Origin of the sequence: Acinetobacter sp. WU_MDCI_Abxe161 (assembly GCF_025514355.1) — a bacterium.
Classification (GTDB): domain Bacteria; phylum Pseudomonadota; class Gammaproteobacteria; order Pseudomonadales; family Moraxellaceae; genus Acinetobacter; species Acinetobacter pittii_E.
The window spans coordinates 154,839-169,559 of the sequence record NZ_JAHPTU010000007.1; the positions used below are offsets into that span (position 1 = coordinate 154,839).

Genomic DNA, 14,721 nt, shown 5'->3' on the forward strand with positions numbered 1-14,721 from the left:
TACGGTGTGCATTCTAGGCGCGACGCCCTCAGACGTCAACACCTATTCTCAAAAAAAGTTAAAAATCCTTATCAAATGTATATTTAACAAGCATTTTGAGGTTTTTTAACGTTTTAACGATGCGCTAAAGGCTAACATTCGATCTAAAGGCATTTTGGCACGCTCAGCAAGCGCTGGATCAACGTGTATTTCCTGATCACCTTTTTGTAAAACTTCTAAAATTCCGTCGAGTTCATTCATTGCCATCCACGGACAGTGAGCACATGAACGACAAGTTGCTCCCTCACCCGCTGTTGGTGCCTCAACTAAAATCTTATTAGGCACTGCTTGCTGCATTTTGTAGAAAATACCACGGTCAGTTGCCACAATGAGTCTTTCATTTGGCAAAGTCTGCGCAGCTTTAATCAGTTGAGAAGTACTACCTACCGCATCGGCAATTTCTACAACCGACTCTGGTGACTCCGGATGTACCAATACCGCAGCGTCTGGGTATAGTGCTTTCATGTTGGCAATGCCACGTGCACGGAATTCTTCATGCACAATACATGCGCCATCCCAAAGCAACATATCTGCACCAGTTTTCTTTTGAATATAGCGACCTAAGTGCTGATCTGGTGCCCAAATAATTTTTTCACCTAAGCTATCTAGATGCTCAACAATTTCAACAGCACAGCTTGAAGTCACGACCCAATCTGCCCGTGCTTTCACAGCAGCCGATGTATTGGCATACACGACTACGGTGTGGTCTGGGTGCTGATCACAAAATGCTGTGAACTCGTCAACTGGACAACCTAAGTCAAGTGAACAGGTTGCTTCAAGCGTCGGCATTAAAATTGTTTTTTCAGGAGACAGAATTTTAGCTGTTTCTCCCATAAATTTTACACCCGCAACTACGAGTGTTGAGGCAGCATGATCTCGTCCAAAACGGGCCATTTCTAAAGAGTCAGAAACGCATCCACCTGTTTTTTCGGCAAGTTCTTGTACTTCGGGATCGCAATAGTAATGAGCAACAAGGACAGCATCACGTTTTTTGAGCTCTGCTTCGATCTGTGCAAACTTTTGTTGTTTTGCTTCTTCACTTAAGCGATTGTCTTTTGGCTCACCTAAACGGTCTAAATGCGCTTGTACAATGTTTTTTGCATCGTTGGCAATTAAAGTCGCATCACTCATAAAACGTCTTCTCTATCCTTCATGCTGGCATACCTGCTCGCATATAACGTTACTGCTTAAATGATTTATGGATTGAATCATTTAATATCAAAAGATGGGGCTAATAAAAAAGCCTCTTTGTCGAGGCTTGATTATAACTGATATTTAAGAACGGTAATCAGCATTAATTTTGACATAGTCGTAAGATAAGTCACAGGTATATACCGTGTCTTTGGCCTGACCACGTCCTAAATCAACACGAATGGTAATTTCGGTTTGAGCCATAACGCGCGCGCCCGCTTCTTCGGTATAGTCCTCAGCTGCGCCGCCGTCTTTACAGATTTGTACATCGTCTAACCACACTTGAATTTTAGACACGTCTAAGTCTTTAACTCCTGCATAGCCAATTGCAGCTAAAATACGTCCCCAGTTCGGGTCCGACGCAAAAAGTGCAGTTTTGACAAGTGGTGAATGCGCAATGCTATAAGCAATGTCACAACATTCTTGAGTATTTGCGCCGCCTTCTACAACCACAGTAATAAACTTCGTCGCGCCTTCGCCATCACGGACAATTAACTGTGCTAAACGATTCATTACACGAGCAAGTACTTCTAACACTTTAGCGTAGCGTGCATCGCTCTCTGATGTAATTTCAGCACCACCAGCCTGACCTGTTGCTACAAAAATACAAGAGTCATTTGTTGAGGTATCGCCATCAATCGTAATACGGTTAAATGAATGCTCAACCGTGGTCTTTAATAGCTTTTGTACTAAATCACGGCGAATAGGTGCGTCTGTGGCCACAAAGCTCAACATGGTTGCCATGTTCGGGCGAATCATTCCCGCGCCTTTACTAATACCTGTCATGGTATAAGTCATACCATCAAGCTCAAATTGTTCAGATGCACCTTTAGGTACGGTGTCTGTCGTCATGATGCCAGATGCAGCGTCATTCCATGCCGTGTCTTGCAAAGTATTTAACGCCGGCTGCAGCCCAGCAAGTAAACGCTCCATTGGAAGCTGCTCACCAATCACACCCGTAGAAAATGGAAGAACTTCAAAACTGTTTACTCCAGCAAGCTCCGCTAACTTCGCGCAAGTATCCTGAGCATTTTTCAAACCCGTAGGCCCAGTTCCCGCATTGGCATTACCCGTATTAATCACTAAATAACGAGGGTTACCTTCGGCAAGATGGGCTTTAGAGACATGAACAGGCGCTGCACAAAATGCATTTTGAGTAAATACACCAGCAACATTTGAACCTTCTGCAAACTCAAAAATGACTAAATCTCGTCGGTTTTGGTAACGTACATATGCTTCTGTTGAGCCAATTTTTACACCTTTTACCACATGCATTTGTGGCATTGTTACGTCACCGACAGCCATTTTTAGAACATCCAAAGTTTGTTGAATAAGATCAATATTTCAAAAAAAGTGATGCAATGAAGCACCAGCCTTATGAAATATCGTAATTGACAGCTTAGTAGAAAAGTCTAAAAAAATCGAGCGCAAAAACGGCTCATTGTTGCTCTAGTTTTAATAAAATATCTTTCTTATCAAGCCCGCCAGCAAAACCCACTAAAGCACCACCCGCACCAATGACTCGGTGACAAGGTGCAATAATTGAAATCGGGTTTTTGCCATTTGCCGCGCCCACTGCTCTCACCGCTTTTTCATTTCCAATTTGAACAGCAATATCTTTATAACTTCTTGTTTCGCCATAAGGGATGGTCAGTAAAGCAGACCAGACCAGCTTTTGAAATGCAGTCCCTTCAAAATCTAGTGGCAATGTAAACTCACGGCGCTTACCTTCAAAATATTCTTCTAATTGTTGTTCGGTCTTTAATAAAACGGGATGTTCAAGTTGTTCGACCAGCTCGGCCAGTCGAACACGTTTTGGATTTTCATTGTCCCAGAGTACTGCCACCAAAGCATTTTCATTCGCAACTAGCTTTAATTGCCCAACAGGCGAATTGATATACTTATAAGACAGCAACATAGTTTATTCTCTTAGGACGGCGATGAAATTTTCATTAAAACCAAACCTGACACAATCAAGACAGCGGCAATCATTCGCATAGCGCCAATAGGCTCATGAAGAAAGAAAATACCGACTAAAAATGACCCAATTGCGCCAATTCCTGTCCAAACCGTATAGGCAGTGCCAAGGGGTAACGTTTTCATTGAAATTGAAAGTAGAACTACACTCAAAATCATAAAAACTACGGTAATAATAATAGGGGTTAAACGGGTAAAACCTTCGGACATTTTCATAGAGTATGCCCAAATGATTTCAAATACACCTGCTAAAATTAAAATAGCCCAAGCCATAACATTCACTAATTTTTATAGTGTCAGGTCGTCCCGACATGATTACCCAATATGGGGGAGGTCGTTCCTCCTTTATGTGAGGACTCAGTTTACTTTAAAATAAAAAATGAAGGCAAACCCTATCTAAAGCTTGCCTGTCTTAGAGAATCTTATTCACTTTTTAACTGTAGAATTTTTCGTGCACCATTTAAGACAAACAAAACAATAATTAATCCAATAATCAAATCAGGATAACGAGAGCCTGTCATGGCAACCAATATTCCCGCAACAATGACACCTAAGTTTACGATGACATCATTTGCAGAAAAGATATAACTTGCCTTCATATGTGCCCCGCTCTCTTTATGGTCTCTCATTAAATAAAGGCAACTAATATTGGCCGCAAGCGCTAATCCGCCAATTAAAATCATGAGAATTGAAACAGGTTCACTGCCGTAAATAAAACGACGCAATACATCGATTAACACAATCATGGCTAAAGCGAACTGAAACCATCCAGAAAGATGCGCAGCCTTTAATTGTGCATTTAGATTTTTACCTACCACAAATAAAGCAATGCCATAAATTGCAGCATCGGCAAACATATCAAGCGAGTCAGCAATTAAACCTGTCGATGAAGCAATAATGCCTGCCATCAACTCAATGACAAACATGACCCCATTAATCAGCAACAACCATTGTAAAACTTGCTTTTGTGCTGCATTACTTGAAGAACTGGCTCGTACCTTTTTTGGTTTTTCAACGGGTTCATAATGTGGCTGTGTTTGTTGTAGTTCAGCCCCTAGCCCTAAACGCTGTAGACTTTGAGTAATCATTTCAGCTTGAACACTGTGATAAATCGCCAAATGTCGTGCTGGCAAGTCAAAATGAAGCTCTTGGATATCGTCAGCGTAAGAGGCCAAAGCCATCCTCACCATTTGCTCTTCGGCTGCACAATCCATACGAGGAATATGATAATAACTTACCCATTGACTCTTTCTAGTCACAGGTTCACTAGGAGTGGAATACTCCTGAGACGGTACGCTTGAGCACCCGCAGCTAGAACTAGTTTTACTTAAATGTATTTGATTCTGTTGTTTTTCTAAAGCCATCTGTGCACCATAACTGACACAAAAAACAATGCCATTAGTATAAACCAATGGCATGTCATTAAGCTTAATTTTTGTTCAGCAATTAGAACTTAAGTGTTAACCCTGCTCCATAATACCAACCATGTTCAGAGTCGGTTCCAGTTTGCCAAGCAGTTTGTTTTAAACCTTTTTCATAGCCGTAACCAACATCAACAAACGGCATCACTTTTTTGTTGATTTCATAACGAGTTTGAAAACCAGCTTGTAAATTTGATAAACCTGTTTTACTTGCATAGCGAGATTCATCTTGCAAAATAACATCTACTTTTAAATAAGGTTTACCAATTAACTTTTGGGTAAAGAGTAAGTCCCTTTCCGTTTCTAAACTTAACTTCCATAGCTGATCTTCACCTGCATAAAGATAAGCATCAGTTTCAAAAAAGTAAGGTGCCATGCCATGTAAACCTACTACACCAGCCCAGCGATCTTGCTTTTCATCTTCCCTCTGCGAACGCTCGTAGTTTACCCCAGCCTGTACATCCCAATAGTCAGCTATATTTCGACTGTAAAGTACTGAACCGCCGTAATTAGCATCTTCCGACTCGGCTTTATCAACATGGGCTTTAATGAACAATTTGTTTTCATCCGTTCCCACCCAAGTTTCTAATTCAGAAGAAAAACTACCTTCTTCTTCTTCGTTTTGAGTCCAGCCAGTATCAATTTTTGTTGCTTGATAAACCTGACCACCATGTTCACGTAAATGATCATGCGTTAAGGGGTCTTGAGCAAAACTAAATATAGAGATGCCAGAGAAAATACCGCAACATATCATTTGAGAAAATAACTTAGTGATGCGCATGACTCGCTCCTTTTTCATTTTCAGATTGAACAGGTGCTTGAGATGCATCTACTGCTCCATCATTCACTTGAGCCACAATCAATTTATTCATCATTCCAGCACTCATGTGATAAAGCAGGTGGCAATGAATCGCCCATTCTCCTAAGGCATCGGCTGTCAATAACGCAGTAACTGTCTTTCCTGATGGAACAATAACGGTATGTTTATTCGGTAAGTTTTCAGCTTGCTGACCATTTTCCAATTGCATAAACATGCCATGTAAATGCATTGGATGCGCCATCATGCTGTCATTCACAAACTTCAAGCGAATACGTTCGCCATATTTAACTTGCAAGGGCGCAGCTTCGCTAAATTTCTTGCCATTAATAGTCCAGATATAGCGCTCCATGTTGCCGCCTAAACGAATGACTAACTCTCGCTCTGGCGCACGTGTATCTGGTTGAGGACTTAAAGACTGCAAATCGCTATATTGCAGTGCTTTCATACCCGCTGGCGTTGAAGCATTTGCCCAGCCATAAACTGGTTCATCCTTTTTAGGCTTATTCTCAGATTGAGTCGGCATCTCATGATTCATATTCATCATAGCGTGGTCATGCTCACCCGATGGAATTGCCGGCATATCATGCTTCATCTCAGGCATCGCTGACATGTCGTGCTTCATTTGCATCATAGAATGATCATGTTGGCTAGATGACATATTTTTCATGTCATGATCCATGCTCATCATTGCATGATCATGATTAGTCTGGCCCACCTCTTTTTTCATGTCAGGCATAGTCGACATGTCATGTTGCATGTTCATTTGATGGCCAGCATATTTATCACTCGCCCCATTGCCATGACTCATGCCCATATCATCCATGGTTAGCAAAGAACGTGGACGTGGCTCTGGCATTTGAACTGGTCCAACCACCTGAGTATTTTCATTGTGCAAAGTCCCAATGGCAAAACCACTACGGTCAATGGACTCTGCTTCAATCTGATAATTTGGCTGTTTAGGTTCTACAATGACATCATAAGTTTCGGCTGTACCAATACGAAACTCATCAATTGCTACAGGCTTAACTGGCTGCCCATCTGCACTTACAACTGTCATTTTCAAATTTGGGATTCTAACGTCAAAGAATGACATTGCCGATGCATTAATAAATCGTAATCGAACCTTCTCGCCAGCTTTAAAATTACCTGTCCAGTTTTGCTGTGGTGTCTTACCGTTGACTAAGAAAGTATAGCCCGTCACATCAGACATATCGGTTTTTAACATCCGCATCTGATTCCACATCGAACGATCTTGCCAAGTTGCTTTTAAGCCTTGTGCTTTAACTTGCTTCCAAACATCCGATACGGTTTCACGGCGGTTTTGATAATACTCAGCAGATTTTTTCAAATTCTTCATAATGCTATCGCTAGAAGAATGATGAAAATCTGAAAGCATCACTACATAATCACGATCAGTTTTTTCATGTGCAGCTACGGGTATTTTCCCTTTTGGATAAATCACGAGCGGGCCATATAAACCATCTTGCTCTTGGCCTTTACTATGGGCGTGATACCAATAGGTACCGTTTTGTTTCACCTTAAAGCGGTAAACAAAATCTCCATTTGGCGCGATTCCTTTAAAACCATTGAAACCCGGTACGCCATCCATTAACCCTGGCAGTAACAACCCATGCCAGTGTAAAGACGTGTCTTGATTCTTTAATTGATTATGAACATGAATCACAGCCTCATCCCCTTCCTCAAACTCAAGAAGTGGGGCTGTAAATTTTCCATTTACGGTAATTCGCTTTAGCGGTTGACCCGTAATATTCACCTGTTGTTCATTAATATTCAGGTGATATTCCTTAATTGCGGCAAGAGTCCATGGTGAAACCAATAGACCAAATACAGCGACGAGGCTGCTAATTGTTTTATGAGACATTGCAGTAATCCTTTTTAATTAAAAAAATAAGTAAGAAAGGATTAAGCTTTAGGTGGGCGTAAAATCTCTTGCCAGTATCCAGCTAAATGCTGAGCCTGATAAATACTGCTAAATTGAGAGGAAATAGGAATGAATTGTGATTCAAGATCCGGTAACGCTTGCTGTAATGCCAGATTCACAATCTGACAATGAACCGGGTTACAGTCCTGACAATGCTCACCATGCGAGTGAGAAACCTGATCCATAGACTCATGGCATATGGCTTGATCACTAGCATGACTATGCATATTGGTATGCGAAATTTTTTCACTATGACACGGCATAGTAGGAAGATCATGCTGCATCGGCGTCTGAGCAATAGACACGCCACTCCACCCAATGACCAAAGTCATTAGGAACACAAACCAAGCATACTTGCGTAAGTGTTGTAGAGTCATTAGAGCTTATTGCCTAGAACCGACGATTAATCTTAACTCCATTAGCATAACCAAGTTTTAAAACAGATACAATTTTCATTCTTAACTGTTTGTTTTTAGGTGATTAAGAAAATGGTGTTTGTTGCTGAAGCACTAAATCAATCACATGTAATGCCCCCTCTTGTTCGTTACTTACAGTTGCATAAGGAGCTACAGCTTTTAAAGCTTCTACTGCATTTTCAACAGCAAACCCATACCCCACAGCTTTAATCATCTGAATATCATTATTGTTATCACCAATCGCGACTACCTGATCAGGTTCAACCTGCCATTTTTGTAGTAATAGCTTTAAACCATGGGCTTTATGTTGGTCTGGAAGGATTAAATCAATAAAATTAAAACCACTTGAAACAGGTACTAAGACCTTATCTTTCACAAAACTTTGCTTCTGGAAATGTTCAAAAATCGTAAAGCTTTCATTCTCATCGGCAGTAAAGGTAATTTTACATACCAAGTCATCTAGTGCATAAAAGTCATCTACAACTGTCAGCTTTTCAAAATATCGAGCGACTTTGGCATAGTCCTCTGCATTCATACTGCGATGTACATAAGCACTTTGTTTCCCACAAATGACCATTTTAGAAATATATGTAGAGTCAATCGCTTTTAAAATTTCAGTAAATTGTTCTTGGCTTAAATGAGCAAATGCTAACTCTTGTCCTGCATCTACAACGTGCGCACCATTTTCTGCAATAAAAGTAATTTCATGACTAATTTCTGGGAAATAGGTAATAAGCTTTGCGAGTTGGTTTCCGCTTGCGACCACAAAATGAATATTATTTCGTTTTAATTGTTCGTACTGATTTAAAAAACGTGTTTTGTTGTACTGCTTCTTAGAATTAAGAAAAGTCCCATCCATATCTACCGCTAAAATTTTTATCGACATTAATTATCTAAATCTCTGGCTAAAATCTTATTAAAACAAATTTAGCTTTATTTTTCATGACACTTTTACAGTTTTATACCGAACTATTCACAAAAAGTTTTACACAGAGCCATCTCGTTTTTTACACAGGTTATTTTTTAGTAAAGCTTAATAAAAAACCAGATAATAAAATATACAGTGCGCATAAAAAAAGAACGCCAAAACGTTCTTTTTTCATCATTTTTGTCTAGAGAATAAACGGTTGATCTAATTTTGTTTATTTTACCAACACCTTATCCATACGGTTATCAACACAGTTATCCATACAGTTATAAACAAAGTTATCCACAAGCTTATTCTCAGATCAATATCTTTTTTAAGCGTCTACGCTACCTACTTTTGCAAGTTCTGCACGCATTTGATCAATCACAACTTTATAATCTGGTTGACCAAAAATTGCTGAACCTGCAACAAACATATCTGCCCCAGCTTCTGCAATTTCACGGATATTTGCAGGGCCAACGCCACCATCAACTTCTAAACGAATATCACGACCACTTGCATCAATGATTTTACGAGCTTCACGTAATTTTTCTAAAGTCATTGGAATGAACTTTTGTCCACCAAAACCTGGGTTTACACTCATTAATAAAATTTGGTCAACTTTATCAAGTACATAATCAAGATAGTGCAATGGCGTTGCTGGGTTGAAAACTAAGCCTGCTTTAGCACCACCAGACTTAATCAGCTGTAGTGAACGATCAATGTGGTGAGATGCTTCTGGGTGGAATGTAATAATATCTGCGCCAGCTTCCAAAAAGTCTCCAATAATTCGGTCAACTGGAGATACCATTAGATGCACATCAACTGGCGCTGTAATCCCATAATTTTTTAAAGCCTTACATACACCTGCACCAAAAGTTAAATTTGGAACGTAGTGATTATCCATCACATCAAAATGTACTACATCGGCACCTGCGGCTAACACTTTGTCTACATCTTCGCCTAAACGAGCAAAATCGGCAGATAAAATAGAAGGAGCAATTAAGTAGGGCTTGGACATAGGTGAATGACCTGGCTAAAAATTTAAGGAGAGGCTTAAAATTATAACAAAAAAGAAACTACTTGGCCCGCGCTTCCTTGTTTAAATGACAACATTTCAAACTTGAAACGTAACGTTGCAACAATAGAATGCTAACGTCTAAACGAATTTGTTAAGGTACATTAAACCAATGTGAGGATTGATAATGAAAAGCACAACTTATCTATTAACAAACGATGGAAAACGCATTGCAAAACGTCTGGTTAATCATTGGAAACACAAGTTCGAAGTACAAGAAACTGAACAAGACTTTAAAATCTTAATGCCTACAGCAACGATTACACTTGCACCAGAAACAGAGCAGTTAAATGTTGCTATTGATAGCCAATTAGATGACCACGACCACTTAGAAAAAGTTGTCCTTGATCATCTAAACCGTATGGCTCAACAAGAATTTCAGGTAGAGTGGCAGCACTAATTAGCCGCCAACCTTTTCTAACTGGATTGCATGAAACTGTAAGTGCTCATCCATAAAGGTTTGAATAAAGTAATAGCCATGGTCATAACCAGCATGTTGTCTTAAAGTTAAAGGCTGTCCCGCTTTTAAACATGCTTGCTTAAATTTTTCAGGGTGAAGTTGTTCATAAAATTGGTCATCTAAGCCCTGATCAACCAAAATTTCGTCAAATACTGCCCCATTTTTTGAGACCAACGCTGTAGCATCATGAGCCAACCAGCTTTCGCGGTCTGCACCCAAATAATGGCTAAAGGCTTTGTCTCCCCATGCACATTCAGTTGGTGCACAGATCGGAGCAAAAGCAGATACTGACTTAAACTTTTCTGGATATTTAAACGCTAAAGTTAATGCACCGTGACCACCCATTGAGTGCCCAAAGATACCGACTTGTTGAGCATTTACAGGAAAGCTTTTTAAAATGAGTGGATATAACTCATCTATTAAATAACTTTCCATTTGATAATGCTCAGACCAAGGTGCTTGTGTTGCATTAATATAAAAGCCCGCGCCTTGCCCAATATCCCAATGATCCCCTGCTGCGACTTGTTCTCCACGAGGAGAAGTATCAGGTGTAATCAGTATGAGGCTTAGTTGTGCTGCCATATGCTGTGCATGCGCTTTTATGGCAAAGGTTTCTTCAGTACACGTTAAACCAGCTAAGTAAAATAAAGTTGAGCAAGCTTTACCTTCTAAAGCTGCCGGTGGTAAATAAACACCAAACTTAGCTGATCCTTTTAAATAAGAAGATTCAAATTGGTATATACGCTGCTCGCCCTCAAAGCAGCGGTTTTTTTGCAGGAGTTGCATCGTTTTTAGCCTCTGTTTTTGTTTGAGCAATATCTACACTACCCGTATTTTGCTGAGGAAATAGATATTTTTCCAACTGAGGTAGCATAAGTTCCATATTTTTACCGATCATCCACTGAGGCTCTGAAGGTTCAACACCTTGAGCCACTTCCCATTTGGTTACAGTTTGCTTAGCTGTGTTAAACGAATCTTTCATCGACGATTGCTCTCGCATCGCCAAATCAAAGAAAGCTCGACCAAAATAGGTATAGTCAGCTTCGTTATTACACCCAAAAGAAGTTTTATCAGCAGCTGAAGCAGTAATAATTAAAGTATCTGGAGACTGTAAAGCAGGAATAAAACTTCCTGAATAGCAGGCTGAGATAACGATCACACGCCAGCGAATACCAGATTTATCAAGTGTTTCTCGCAACCATTTCGGATCGACTTGTCCTAAATCTAGTGGTGCATTTTCAATTTCAAAATGATTTTGTTCACCGTGTGAAGTCATATATAGAAATAAAACATCACTATCACGGTTCATTTGCTGGCCCATACGGCGTAGGGCTAACTCGATACTTGTTTTAGATGCAATCGGAATTTCTGTGCGGGTGTCTGGATTATTGACCAGCATCATTGAGCGCCCAATTGTTCCAAAGCGTGTATCAAACTGTTCTTTAATACGGACCACTTCCGATTTAAAAACGTCTTGATAACTATCGCCAGCAACACCTAAAAAATACCAATGACTCTTAGCAAGTTCACCATATTGGACTTGCTCCAAAGAATCATTTAATAGTTTACTTTGCGCATAAAAAGCATCTTCAGCAAACGTTGGAGCAGAATCTTCTACCTTCCAAATCGGTTGGTCTTTTACAGAAAGTTGCCACACCACCATCGTTGCAATAGTCGCAACCATAACCAGTGCACGTTCCCACCAAGGCCACTTGAGTTCACGTGAGAAAACCCAAATTACTGCTAAACTTTGCCATACAAACAAAGCTACAAATAAGCTCGGCAATATTCCGTTATAAATAGCATCGGGAATAAAGTTGAGATAACCGTTAGAACCTAAATATTGAATTAAACATTGAATTAATAAGATATTGGTATCTAGAACCAACCACAATAAAGCAGGTACTAGCATTAAGCGAGGTTGATTGGTTCGCTGTGATAAGAAAATACCAACAATTAAGGCAATAAATGGCCAAAGTGCATAACCAATTAAACCTTGTGAATTGAAATCACCGATTTGACCCGCCACAAGCCAACTATAAAGAGAGTTGGTACACCCTCCTAAAATCCCCCAAACGATGAGCTGAAGGATAGATGGATGCACTATCTGTAAAGAACGTCTTGACCCCAAAAACAGCCACATTCCGGCAATTTGGTTGCTTTTAAAATCATGCCAAAAGTTAATGGAGGGTTTAAGATCAATCATAGAAGGTTTTCAAAAATTTCGTTTTTGACAGGCATCTTAAGTGTATGCCTGCTAAGAATTTTAGCAATCATGCTTTTGAACTATATCACATATATTTGTGCATTATTCAAGCAATAAAACCTAACCTTACATAAGCCTACTGAAAATACGCATCAAAACGACAAGCATCTCCTTGCCATTGATGAGCTGGCTCTTGATTTGCCAAAAAAATAGCATGTCGTGGCCGTTTAACAACTACACGTTTAGCAACTTTCTGCGCCAAAACCAGCAAATTATCCCCTAAATCCATTTCACCATCTTCGGGTAAAAGAAGATGTAAAAGCTGCATCTGTTTTTTGACTTGAGCTTGTTTTTTGATGGCTTGGTGATTCTGGTCACGCTGCGGAAACATCGGATCTAAATACACCACATCAACCGTTTGGGCTTCCTGCTGTAACTGTTGTAAATAAGTTGCAGAATCAGCAAAGATCAGTTGAATCCGATCCATAAACTGGCTTAAAAAACTATCTTGTTCAGCTTGTGCTTTTGCATCTTCAAGTAAGGTAAACAAAATTGGATGGCGTTCAACCAATTGTATTTGTGCACCAAGGTAAGCCATGAGTAAACTATCGTGACCTAAGCCTGCTGTAGCATCAACAAGTATGGGTTTTTCACCTAACTGACAAGCACGGGCAATCATTTCTGATTTAAGACTTGCACGCTTTAAACGGGGAATTTCAGCTTTCCAGTCAGGCTGCATTTTCATGCCATTTGCAGATAGCCATAATCCATTTTCATCTACACACAGTGCCAACTCAGGATTTAAACGTAAAAAACGTGCATTCAGTTTTTCAACTAACTGCAAATCGACAGTCACACCTCTAGAACAAAGCACAGCTTGGTAGTGCTGTGCTTGTTCTTGAAAATCTACTTCAAAATATATGTGCATGATTAGCCTTTATTTTGCTTTACCCTGATCCGCTATCTTTTTCCATGCATCATCACGTAAATAAACTGGCAAAGCATGTTCGGCATCAACCCACTGCTTTTGCGCTGCATAAACACGTGCAATCGAAGCAATATCTTGTGCAGTTGCGGTGATTGTTTGATGCTCTGCATCAGCTTGAAGTAGTTTTGCGCCAGAACCAATTAAGCAATGCTTTGCGTAAATAGCTGCTAGCTCGTAACCCATTAATTTTTCTTCATCAATACACTGCATGATACCTTGTTCATTTAGAACAAAACTTGCGATATAAACTTCATTCATACGCGCATCGAGTACCGCAGTCACTTGTTTCAAACCTTCAAGTCGGTATGCCGCTTGAGCTAAAGCTTGTAAAGTAGAAACTGGAATGACTAGTAAATCTTGTGACCATGCCAATGCCTGAGTCACAGCTGCATTAATTCGGACACCACTAAAAGAACCTGGCCCACGGCTAAAGGCAATTGCATCTAAACCAGCAACTTCAAGACCTGTTTCTTGTAGCCCCTGCTCAATCATGGGCAAAATGGTCTGGGTTTGTGCTTTCGCCCGCGTATCGAGTTGAAAAAACAGTTCTTGGGTTTCATCGACTAATGAAATAGAACACTGCTCATTTGCAGTTTCCAACGCCAGCAATTTCATGCACAACCTTAGTATTAAATCAGATTAAAAACGAGGGTTATGATACCCCACTCGGCTCTGATAGGCGAGTTGTTCTCTGTCTAAATAAAAATGCCAAGCTTGTGCTTGGCACAGAACATATCTTACTCAAATTTTAAAAGTGGAATTCTTTTAAATCTGCATAGTTCTTAAAGTGCTCTGCATAATGCAATGCACTCAATCGTATTTTTGCAGCGCCATCTTCATCTAAAGTTTTGACAATTTTGCCAGGTGAGCCCATCACCACTGAATTATCTGGAATCACCTTCCCTTCAGGAATTAAAGCATTAGCACCGATAATACAATTTTTACCAATCACAGCCCGATTTAAAATTACGGCGTTCATACCAATCAAACTATTATCACCAATCGTACAACCATGCAGCATGACTTTATGACCGACCGTGACATATTCACCAATATTTAACTCAAGTCCAGCATCGGTATGTAGTACAGAATTTTCTTGAATATTAGAAAAATTACCAATTCGAACGACACAGTTATCAGCACGCACTACCGCACCAAACCAAATACTGACCTGACGGCCTAGTTCTACCTGCCCAATAAGCGTTGCAGTTGGAGCAACCCAACCATCCCATGGTTCATGTAAGGCTTTTGGGTGCTGGCCTTGATAGCTATACAT

General features: G+C 40.1%; 16 protein-coding genes. 1 reads left to right on the forward strand and 15 read right to left on the reverse strand.

What is annotated here, in order from left to right; translation table 11 throughout:
• Positions 1 to 105 precede the first annotated feature (105 nt).
• The 10 genes from nadA to rpe all read right to left on the reverse strand — a co-directional run bounded on the left by nadA (position 106) and on the right by rpe (position 9,734).
• On the reverse strand, positions 106 to 1,170 hold the full coding sequence (nadA, locus tag KTI78_RS10240; protein ID WP_002115913.1) for a quinolinate synthase NadA: 1,065 nt from the start codon (positions 1,168 to 1,170) through the stop codon (positions 106 to 108).
• A gap of 144 nt (positions 1,171 to 1,314) precedes the next feature.
• Positions 1,315 to 2,535, reverse strand: coding sequence for a bifunctional glutamate N-acetyltransferase/amino-acid acetyltransferase ArgJ (argJ, locus tag KTI78_RS10245; protein WP_262446027.1), 1,221 nt, complete (start codon positions 2,533 to 2,535; stop codon positions 1,315 to 1,317).
• A 133-nt stretch (positions 2,536 to 2,668) separates the two neighbouring features.
• The gene (locus KTI78_RS10250) at positions 2,669 to 3,148 is read right to left on the reverse strand and encodes a methylated-DNA--[protein]-cysteine S-methyltransferase (RefSeq protein ID WP_016144407.1); all 480 of its coding nucleotides are present in this window, start codon (positions 3,146 to 3,148) and stop codon (positions 2,669 to 2,671) included.
• Between the two features lie 11 nt (positions 3,149 to 3,159).
• Positions 3,160 to 3,480: a DMT family transporter gene (locus tag KTI78_RS10255; RefSeq protein ID WP_262446028.1), complete on the reverse strand. Its 321-nt coding sequence runs from the start codon at positions 3,478 to 3,480 to the stop codon at positions 3,160 to 3,162.
• 149 nt (positions 3,481 to 3,629) lie between these two features.
• Complete coding sequence (locus tag KTI78_RS10260; protein ID WP_224993370.1) at positions 3,630 to 4,625, reverse strand: cation transporter; 996 nt, start codon at positions 4,623 to 4,625, stop codon at positions 3,630 to 3,632.
• Positions 4,626 to 4,653: 28 nt separating this feature from the next.
• A complete protein-coding gene (locus KTI78_RS10265) occupies positions 4,654 to 5,409 on the reverse strand; it encodes a copper resistance protein B (RefSeq protein WP_224993372.1) in 756 nt (251 codons plus the stop codon).
• Entirely contained in the window at positions 5,396 to 7,330 is a 1,935-nt protein-coding gene (locus KTI78_RS10270) for a copper resistance system multicopper oxidase (RefSeq protein ID WP_262446029.1), read from the reverse strand. The genes KTI78_RS10265 and KTI78_RS10270 overlap by 14 nt, the downstream gene beginning before the upstream one ends.
• Positions 7,331 to 7,371: 41 nt before the next feature.
• Positions 7,372 to 7,767, reverse strand: a complete 396-nt coding sequence (locus tag KTI78_RS10275; protein ID WP_262446030.1) for a hypothetical protein — start codon at positions 7,765 to 7,767, stop codon at positions 7,372 to 7,374.
• A gap of 103 nt (positions 7,768 to 7,870) precedes the next feature.
• The gene (locus tag KTI78_RS10280; RefSeq protein WP_016142134.1) at positions 7,871 to 8,692 is read right to left on the reverse strand and encodes a Cof-type HAD-IIB family hydrolase; all 822 of its coding nucleotides are present in this window, start codon (positions 8,690 to 8,692) and stop codon (positions 7,871 to 7,873) included.
• 355 nt (positions 8,693 to 9,047) lie between these two features.
• Positions 9,048 to 9,734 carry a ribulose-phosphate 3-epimerase gene (rpe, locus tag KTI78_RS10285; RefSeq protein WP_000043044.1) on the reverse strand — a complete coding sequence of 229 codons (687 nt, stop codon included), beginning with the start codon at positions 9,732 to 9,734 and terminating at the stop codon, positions 9,048 to 9,050.
• 184 nt (positions 9,735 to 9,918) lie between these two features.
• Here rpe and KTI78_RS10290 point away from each other — a divergent pair, with 184 nt between their 5' ends.
• Positions 9,919 to 10,191 carry a DUF2218 domain-containing protein gene (locus KTI78_RS10290; protein WP_004794449.1) on the forward strand — a complete coding sequence of 91 codons (273 nt, stop codon included), beginning with the start codon at positions 9,919 to 9,921 and terminating at the stop codon, positions 10,189 to 10,191.
• Here the strand turns inward: KTI78_RS10290 and fghA are convergent, their stop codons facing one another.
• From fghA to KTI78_RS10315, 5 genes are all read right to left on the reverse strand, one after another.
• Positions 10,192 to 11,037 carry an S-formylglutathione hydrolase gene (gene fghA, locus KTI78_RS10295; protein ID WP_016142135.1) on the reverse strand — a complete coding sequence of 282 codons (846 nt, stop codon included), beginning with the start codon at positions 11,035 to 11,037 and terminating at the stop codon, positions 10,192 to 10,194.
• The gene (locus tag KTI78_RS10300; protein WP_005071224.1) at positions 11,006 to 12,457 is read right to left on the reverse strand and encodes a C13 family peptidase; all 1,452 of its coding nucleotides are present in this window, start codon (positions 12,455 to 12,457) and stop codon (positions 11,006 to 11,008) included. Before KTI78_RS10300 ends, fghA begins: the two co-directional genes overlap by 32 nt.
• Before the next feature lie 136 nt (positions 12,458 to 12,593).
• Positions 12,594 to 13,385, reverse strand: coding sequence for a class I SAM-dependent methyltransferase (locus KTI78_RS10305; RefSeq protein ID WP_262446031.1), 792 nt, complete (start codon positions 13,383 to 13,385; stop codon positions 12,594 to 12,596).
• Positions 13,386 to 13,394: 9 nt separating this feature from the next.
• Positions 13,395 to 14,060, reverse strand: a complete 666-nt coding sequence (tsaB, locus tag KTI78_RS10310) for a tRNA (adenosine(37)-N6)-threonylcarbamoyltransferase complex dimerization subunit type 1 TsaB (RefSeq protein ID WP_262446032.1) — start codon at positions 14,058 to 14,060, stop codon at positions 13,395 to 13,397.
• Between the two features lie 133 nt (positions 14,061 to 14,193).
• Positions 14,194 to 14,721, reverse strand: a complete 528-nt coding sequence (locus KTI78_RS10315) for a gamma carbonic anhydrase family protein (RefSeq protein WP_080649728.1) — start codon at positions 14,719 to 14,721, stop codon at positions 14,194 to 14,196.

What these genes read in the sequence shown, in the direction of transcription:
- KTI78_RS10265 (WP_224993372.1), bottom strand. Translation starts at nt 5,409, where the DNA reads ATGCGCATCACTAAGTTATTTTCTCAAATGATATGTTGCGGTATTTTC.
- fghA (WP_016142135.1), bottom strand. Translation starts at nt 11,037, where the DNA reads ATGCAACTCCTGCAAAAAAACCGCTGCTTTGAGGGCGAGCAGCGTATA.
- KTI78_RS10305 (WP_262446031.1), bottom strand. Translation starts at nt 13,385, where the DNA reads ATGCACATATATTTTGAAGTAGATTTTCAAGAACAAGCACAGCACTAC.
- argJ (WP_262446027.1), bottom strand. Translation starts at nt 2,535, where the DNA reads ATGGCTGTCGGTGACGTAACAATGCCACAAATGCATGTGGTAAAAGGT.
- KTI78_RS10275 (WP_262446030.1), bottom strand. Translation starts at nt 7,767, where the DNA reads ATGACTCTACAACACTTACGCAAGTATGCTTGGTTTGTGTTCCTAATG.
- tsaB (WP_262446032.1), bottom strand. Translation starts at nt 14,060, where the DNA reads ATGAAATTGCTGGCGTTGGAAACTGCAAATGAGCAGTGTTCTATTTCA.
- rpe (WP_000043044.1), bottom strand. Translation starts at nt 9,734, where the DNA reads ATGTCCAAGCCCTACTTAATTGCTCCTTCTATTTTATCTGCCGATTTT.
- KTI78_RS10255 (WP_262446028.1), bottom strand. Translation starts at nt 3,480, where the DNA reads ATGGCTTGGGCTATTTTAATTTTAGCAGGTGTATTTGAAATCATTTGG.
- KTI78_RS10260 (WP_224993370.1), bottom strand. Translation starts at nt 4,625, where the DNA reads ATGCCATTGGTTTATACTAATGGCATTGTTTTTTGTGTCAGTTATGGT.
- KTI78_RS10250 (WP_016144407.1), bottom strand. Translation starts at nt 3,148, where the DNA reads ATGTTGCTGTCTTATAAGTATATCAATTCGCCTGTTGGGCAATTAAAG.
- KTI78_RS10290 (WP_004794449.1), top strand. Translation starts at nt 9,919, where the DNA reads ATGAAAAGCACAACTTATCTATTAACAAACGATGGAAAACGCATTGCA.
- KTI78_RS10270 (WP_262446029.1), bottom strand. Translation starts at nt 7,330, where the DNA reads ATGTCTCATAAAACAATTAGCAGCCTCGTCGCTGTATTTGGTCTATTG.
- KTI78_RS10300 (WP_005071224.1), bottom strand. Translation starts at nt 12,457, where the DNA reads ATGATTGATCTTAAACCCTCCATTAACTTTTGGCATGATTTTAAAAGC.
- KTI78_RS10280 (WP_016142134.1), bottom strand. Translation starts at nt 8,692, where the DNA reads ATGTCGATAAAAATTTTAGCGGTAGATATGGATGGGACTTTTCTTAAT.
- KTI78_RS10315 (WP_080649728.1), bottom strand. Translation starts at nt 14,721, where the DNA reads ATGTATAGCTATCAAGGCCAGCACCCAAAAGCCTTACATGAACCATGG.
- nadA (WP_002115913.1), bottom strand. Translation starts at nt 1,170, where the DNA reads ATGAGTGATGCGACTTTAATTGCCAACGATGCAAAAAACATTGTACAA.